Consider the following 6,135-nt stretch of genomic DNA (forward strand, 5'->3'; position numbering starts at 1 on the left):
GTGTGCCGTCCAGCAGCCCGCGCAGCGTCTCGATCACCGGCGTGAACGGCTGGTACTCGGCGAAGGTGCGCAGGCCGGCCGGCATCGAGGCGGCGGGCACGAACGCGCTGCCCAGGAACGGCAGCAGGGTCAGGAACATCGGCAGGTTGCTGGCCGTCTCCACGCTCTTGCTCACCATCCCGAGCGCGACCGAGAGCCAGGTCAGGGCCAGCGAGAGCAGCGTGACGACGCCGAGCACGCCCAGCCAGGCGAGCGGCCCGGCCGAGGGCCGGTACCCGATCGCCAGCGCCACCCCGAGCGTGACCAGGACGCAGAGCAGGGCCTGCGCGACGCTGCCGACGACGTGCCCGGTGAGCACCGACGCCCGCGATATCGACATCGTGCGGAACCGGGCGACGATGCCCTCGGTCATGTCGGTGGCCACCGTGATCGCCGTGCCCTGGGCCGCCGACGTGACGGCCACGAGGAGGATCCCCGGCGTGAGGTAGGCGAGGTAGGCGGCGCGCCCGCCGCCGGAGGCCCCCGCCAGCCCGGCACCGAGCGTGCCGCCGAACACGAACACGAACAGCAGCAGGAACACCACCGGGAAGCCGACCAGCAGCACCGTCAACGAGGGGTAGCGGGCGATGTGGCGCAGGCTGCGCCGGGTCATGGTCAGCGCGTCGGCGATCATCACACGGTCTCCTTCTCGGTCCGCACCCGGCCGGTGAGGGCCAGGAACACGTCGTCCAGGTCAGGGGTGTGCACGGTCAGGTCGGCGACCTCGACCGCGGCGGTGTCGAGCCGGTCGAGCAGCGCACGCAGCGAGGCGACCCCGCCGTCGCCCGGGACCTCGAGCGTCAGGGCCTCGTCGTCGCGGCGCGCTCCCTCGACGGCGCCTGCCGCGCGGGCGAGGTCGCCCGGGTCGGTGAACCGCAGCCGCACGTGCCCGCCGGGCGTGCGCCGCTTGAGCTCCTCGGGGCTCCCCTGCGCCACCAGGACGCCGTGGTCGAGGACGGCGATCCGGTCCGCGAGCTGGTCGGCCTCCTCCAGGTACTGCGTGGTCAGGAAGATCGTGACGCCGTCCGCGACGAGCGCCCGGACCGCGGCCCACACGGCACGGCGGCTGCGCGGGTCCAGCCCGGTGGTCGGCTCGTCCAGGAAGATGATCCGCGGGTCACCGACCAGCGTCATCGCCAGGTCCAGGCGGCGGCGCATGCCTCCGGAGTACGTCCCGGCCGGCGTCCCGGCGGCCTCCACGAGGTCGAAGCGCTCGAGCAGCTCGTCGGCGAGCCGGCGCCCCTCGCCGCGGGCGAGGTGCCGCAGGTCGGCCATCAGCAGCAGGTTCTCCCGGCCGGTGAGCAGGCCGTCCACGGCCGAGAACTGCCCGGTGACACCGATCGCGGCGCGCACCGCGTCCGGCTCGGTGTCGAGGTCGTGCCCCGCCACCGCGACGTCGCCGCCGCTGCGCTCGATCAGCGTCGACAGGATCTGCACGGTGGTGGTCTTGCCGGCGCCGTTCGGGCCGAGCAGCGCGAAGATCGTGCCGGCCGGCACGTCGAGGTCGACGTGGGCGAGCACGACCTTCTCGCCGTAGGACTTGCGCAACCCGGTGACCCGGATCGCGGGTGGGATGTCGGTCATCGCCCCGCCTCTCGTCGCGGCGGCCCCGGTGGCCGCCTGCACGAGCAGCGTCCGCGCGCCCGGTTGCACCGCGGTGTCACGGCGGTGTCACCGGACCCGGGGGCGTGACACCGCGAGTCCCCGACCCGCACCCCGACGAAAGTCGGTCCCGTGGGCGACGTCCGCCGGGCCCGTCCCCGACCTCGTCCGGCAGAGGTCACCGGGCCGTCCACGCTGTACTGGTCCGGTCCGGAACGACCTGGGGGGACCATGACGACGACCATCGCGAACGCGCCGAGCGCCGCAACCGTCCCGCGCTTCGCCCGGCTACCGGTGCTCATCGTCGCCGGCGTGGTCGGGATCGCCCACCTCGTGGCGGCCGGCCTCGGCGGCGGCTACTGGTTCGACGAGCTGCTGATGCTCGTCATCGGCCGCGACCACCTGGACTTCGGCTCGGCCGACCAGCCCCCGGTCGCGCCGCTTCTCGCGGCACTGATGGACGCGATCGCCCCGGGTTCCGTCGTCGCCCTGCGCGTGCCTGCGGTGCTGGCCACCGTCGCGGCCGTCGTCGTCGCCGCACTGATCGCCCGCGAGCTCGGCGGCGACCGGCGTGCGCAGGTGCTCACCGCAGGCGCCCAGGCGACCACGTTGTGGGTCACGCTCGCCGGGCACTGGCTGACCCCCTACACCCTCGAACCGGTGCAGTGGCTGCTGCTGTTCTGGCTGCTGGTGCGCTGGGTCCGGGTGCGCGACGACCGCCTGCTGCTCGTGCTGGGTGCGGTGGCCGGGGTCGCCGCCGAGACGAAGTTCCAGGTGCTGGCGCTGTGCGTGGTGCTGGCCCTGAGCGTGCTCGCGGCGGGGCCCCGTGAGCTGCTGCGCCGGCCGATGCTCGGGGCGGGAGCCGGTGTCGCGGCCCTGCTGGCCGCGCCGACGTTGATCTGGCAGGGCGTGCACGGCTGGCCGCAGCTGCAGATGGGCGCGATCGTCGTCGCGGAGGCCGACTCGCTCTACGGCGGTCGCTGGGGTGTCGCGGTGTGCATGCTCGTCGGCGCCGGGGTCGCGGGCACCGTCCTGTCGCTCTATGGCGTCGCCCGCCTGCTCGGCGCCACGGAGCTGCGGCCCTACCGGTTCCTCGGGATCGCCTCGGTGGTGATGTTCGTGTTCTTCGTGGTCGCGGTCGGGCGGCCGTACTACCTCGGCGGGCTCTACGGGCTGCTCGCCGCGGCCGGGGCGCTGGGGCTGCAGCGCCGCCGGGAGGCCGGCCACCGCCGCGGGCGGTGGGTCGTCTGGCCGGCCTACCTCGTCTCCGTCGCCGCCGCGGCCGGCATGCTGGTCATCTCGCCGTCGGTGGCGAGCCCCGAACCCGGCCGGGCCATCGCCGATGCCACCGCGGCCGCCTACCGGGCGCTGCCGGCCGCGCAGCGCGAGCGCACGGTGGTGATGGGCCAGTCCTACATCTACGCCGCCATCATCGACGGCCGGGCCACCGAGTTCGGGCTGCCGCCCGCCTACAGCGGGAACCGCAGCTACGGCTACTTCACCCCGCCGGCCCCGGACATCGACTCCGTGCTCTGGATCGGCCACGACGCGGCCGGGCTGCAGCCGTTCTTCGGTGACGTGCGCCGGGTCGGCGACATCGGGGCCGATGCCGGGCTGTGGCTGGCCACCGGGCGCCACGCGTCGTGGCCGGTGATCTGGCCGCAGCTGCGGACGCTGTCCGTCGGCTGAGCGGCGCTACCGGCCGGGCGCACCCGGTGTGACGTCGAGGACGAGTTCGGCGGTGCGGACCGGGCCGACAGGCGCCGGCCGAGGCGTCTAACGCCCGACGGCGGTGACCAGGTCGCGCACGTCGGCCTGCAGGGTGGCCAGCGCCGGCCCGCAGGTCCGCGGGTCCCCGGCCGGACCGGAGTTGGCCGCGTTCACGCACCCGCCGGAGACGAAGCGGCCGATACCGGACTGCACGGTGTCGGCCGCCCGCGTCGCGTTCGGCGCCTGCTCCCGGACTGCCGGCAGCGAGGCCTGCACCTCGCTCACGAACCGCCCGCACGTCGGGTAGATCGCGGCCGGATCGTCGCGGGCGCACTCGTCCTGCGCGATCGAGGACAGCTTCGTGCGCGTGTCGTCCAGCGTCGCGCTGGGCACCACCCCGGGCGGGAACGTCGGCGTCGGCGGCCCGGAGACCTGGACGGCGTCGCTGCCGCCGCAGCCCGCGACCACCAGGGCCGCGGCGAGGGTCGTCAGTCCGAGCGTGACCTTCCGCAGACCCGAGTGCACACCGCCGACCCTAGTGGGCCCGGCGCGCCGTCCGGCCGGGCAGGGGCTTCTGGCCGGGCAGGGGCTTCCGGCCGGGCCGCGGGCCGGTCGCTCGACGCACCGCCTCCGGCTCGGGCGTTCGCTCCGGCGGTCGCTCCGGCAGGGGTTCGCGGTCGACGATCCGGGCCAGCAACCACTGCTGGACGAGCGTCGCGACGCTGCCGGTCAGCCAGTACAGCAGCAGCGCGACCGGCACCGGGAACAGCAGCCCGCCGCCGAGCACCCCGATCGGCAGCACCCACGGCAGGACGCCGGTGATCCGCGACATCAGCGCCGCCGCCGGGTCGGCGCCGGGCTCCGGGGCCGGGACGCGACGCCGGGACAGCCGCGCGCTCAGGTGCGTGGCCACCGCGGCCAGCACCGCCAGCGGCACCACCACCGCGACCACGTGCGCGTGCGCCACCGGCGCGCCGCCGAACGAGTCCAGCAGGTCCGAGGGCATCGACATCCAGGCCGACAGCGGTGCCCCGAACAGGCGCGCCTGCAGGAACGAGCGGACGTCGTCGGCGCCGAACGCGTAGTTCGCGATCGCGGCGTTGGCCTCGAGGCTCAGGCCGGGCCGGTTGAACGACCGAAGCACGTGCAGCAACGCGACGAACACCGGGAGCTGCAGCAGCAGCGGCGCCATCCCGGCCAGCGGGGACGTGCCGTGCGCCGCATGCAGCGCCCGGGTCTGTTCGGCCAGCCGGCGCGTGTCGCCGCGGTGGCGTTCCCGCAGCCGGGCCAGCTCCGGGCCCAACACCCGCATTCGGCGGGCGGACCGCATCTGGCGCAGGGCCGGCCGGACCAGCAGCGCGCGCACGGTCAGGACGAGGAACACCACGGCCAGCGCCCAGGACAGGCCGCTGGTGGGGCCGAGCAGGGCCCCGAAGAGCTGGTGCCAGGCCCACATCAGGCCCGAGACGGGGTAGTAGAGGACGTCTAGCACGGGGCCACCCCGCAGGTGTGCGGGCAGGCAGGGGTGCAACAGGACATGGAGGGGCTCCGGGAGGTCGACCGGTCAGGGACGGCGGTCGGTGGAGCAGGCCTCGCTAGAGCGCGGACCGCACCACCGCGACACGTCCGGGAGCCCGCGGACGTGGCCGTCCCGGGGCGTCCGGGTCGGCCTGGCGGGGCACCGACGTCCGACCCGCAGCCCGGCGCCGGGCGCGGATCGCGGTCGGTGGCGAGGCGATGGCGCGCAGGGTCGCCACGTCGCCCCGGGACCGGCACCAGGACCAGAGCGCGAGGCCGACGACGCCGGCCAGGACACCGAACTCCCCGGTCGCCGACAGTGTCGGCGAGGCCAGCAGCGCACACGCCGCGACGAGTACCGCGAGCACGCCGATCAGCTCGCGTCCCGTCGTCGTCCGGTGCATCGGCCCCTCCCCCGAGGTCAGCAGCCACGGTACCGCGCGCCCGCACCTGGACGCCTCCGGCCGGACGGACGGCAGGCGGGAACGGAGAGCGGGCGGGGACGGACGGCGGGCGAGGACACGGCGCAGTACCGTCGCCGGGTGCCCGAGGGAGACACCGTGTACCTCGCCGGCAAGCGGATGCACGCCGCGCTGGCCGGGCACCGCCTGCTGCGCGGGGAGCTGCGCCATCCCCGGCTCGTCGGGCACGACCTGGCCGGGCTGACCGTGACCGGCGTCGTCCCGGTCGGCAAGCACCTGTTCACCCGCTTCGACGACGGCCGCAGCCTGCACAGCCACTTCCGGATGGACGGCTCCTGGCACCTCTACCGGCCGGGGACCCGCTGGCGCCGCGCCGCGCACGAGGCCCGCGCCGTGCTCGAGACCTGCGAGCGGGTGGCCGTCGGGTTCGCCCTGCACGACCTGGAACTGCTGCCCACCGCCGAGGAGGACCGCCTGGTCGGGCACCTGGGCCCGGACCTGCTCGACCCGGAGTGGGACGACGCGCACGCCGCCGAGGCCCTGCGCCGCCTGTCCGCGCGCGGTGATCACGAGATCGGCCTGGCGCTGCTCGAGCAGCGCGTGATGGCCGGGGTCGGCAACCTCTACCGCAACGAGGTCTGCTTCCTGGCCGGGTTCACCCCGTGGGTCCTCGTCCGCGACACCCCCGACCTCGCCGCGGTGATCGCGCTGTGTCGCAAGCTGCTGCTGGCCAACGCCGACCGCCCGGAGCAGACCACGACCGGCTCACTGGCCGCCGGGCAGGCGCACTGGGTGTTCGAACGTGCGGGGCGCCCGTGCCGCCGCTGCGGGACCCGGGTCCGGA

7 protein-coding genes are annotated in these 6,135 nt (G+C 75.2%); 2 read left to right on the top strand and 5 right to left on the bottom strand.

Annotated features, from left to right (window positions below):
• Nucleotides 1-673: ABC transporter permease (locus I4I78_RS28910; RefSeq protein ID WP_218614674.1), on the bottom strand; the 673-nt coding region annotated here is incomplete at its 3' end.
• Nucleotides 673-1,623, bottom strand: a complete 951-nt coding sequence (locus I4I78_RS28915; RefSeq protein ID WP_218614675.1) for an ATP-binding cassette domain-containing protein — start codon at nucleotides 1,621-1,623, stop codon at nucleotides 673-675. The genes I4I78_RS28910 and I4I78_RS28915, both read right to left, overlap by 1 nt.
• 249 nt (nucleotides 1,624-1,872) lie before the next feature.
• On the opposite strand from I4I78_RS28915, the gene I4I78_RS28920 reads away from it, so the two are divergent.
• Nucleotides 1,873-3,330 carry a glycosyltransferase family 39 protein gene (locus I4I78_RS28920; RefSeq protein WP_218614676.1) on the top strand — a complete coding sequence of 486 codons (1,458 nt, stop codon included), beginning with the start codon at nucleotides 1,873-1,875 and terminating at the stop codon, nucleotides 3,328-3,330.
• Nucleotides 3,331-3,417: 87 nt separating this feature from the next.
• On the opposite strand, the gene I4I78_RS28925 is transcribed toward I4I78_RS28920, so the two are convergent.
• The 3 genes from I4I78_RS28925 to I4I78_RS28935 all read right to left on the bottom strand — a co-directional run bounded on the left by I4I78_RS28925 (nucleotide 3,418) and on the right by I4I78_RS28935 (nucleotide 5,273).
• Nucleotides 3,418-3,876, bottom strand: a complete 459-nt coding sequence (locus I4I78_RS28925; protein ID WP_218614677.1) for a hypothetical protein — start codon at nucleotides 3,874-3,876, stop codon at nucleotides 3,418-3,420.
• A 10-nt stretch (nucleotides 3,877-3,886) separates the two neighbouring features.
• Nucleotides 3,887-4,843 carry a membrane protein insertase YidC gene (gene yidC / locus I4I78_RS28930; RefSeq protein ID WP_218614678.1) on the bottom strand — a complete coding sequence of 319 codons (957 nt, stop codon included), beginning with the start codon at nucleotides 4,841-4,843 and terminating at the stop codon, nucleotides 3,887-3,889.
• 103 nt (nucleotides 4,844-4,946) lie between these two features.
• Entirely contained in the window at nucleotides 4,947-5,273 is a 327-nt protein-coding gene (locus I4I78_RS28935; protein WP_218614679.1) for a DUF6412 domain-containing protein, read from the bottom strand.
• Nucleotides 5,274-5,411: 138 nt separating this feature from the next.
• On the opposite strand from I4I78_RS28935, the gene I4I78_RS28940 reads away from it, so the two are divergent.
• On the top strand, nucleotides 5,412-6,135 hold a 724-nt coding region (locus tag I4I78_RS28940), incomplete at its 3' end, for a DNA-formamidopyrimidine glycosylase family protein (protein WP_218614680.1).

The sequence above is a fragment of the Pseudonocardia sp. KRD291 genome, from assembly GCF_019263595.1.
Taxonomy (GTDB): domain Bacteria; phylum Actinomycetota; class Actinomycetes; order Mycobacteriales; family Pseudonocardiaceae; genus Pseudonocardia.

Coding starts and splice junctions, on each gene's coding strand:
- I4I78_RS28915 (WP_218614675.1), bottom strand. CDS start 1,623: ATGACCGACATCCCACCCGCGATCCGGGTCACCGGGTTGCGCAAGTCC.
- I4I78_RS28920 (WP_218614676.1), top strand. CDS start 1,873: ATGACGACGACCATCGCGAACGCGCCGAGCGCCGCAACCGTCCCGCGC.
- I4I78_RS28935 (WP_218614679.1), bottom strand. CDS start 5,273: ATGCACCGGACGACGACGGGACGCGAGCTGATCGGCGTGCTCGCGGTA.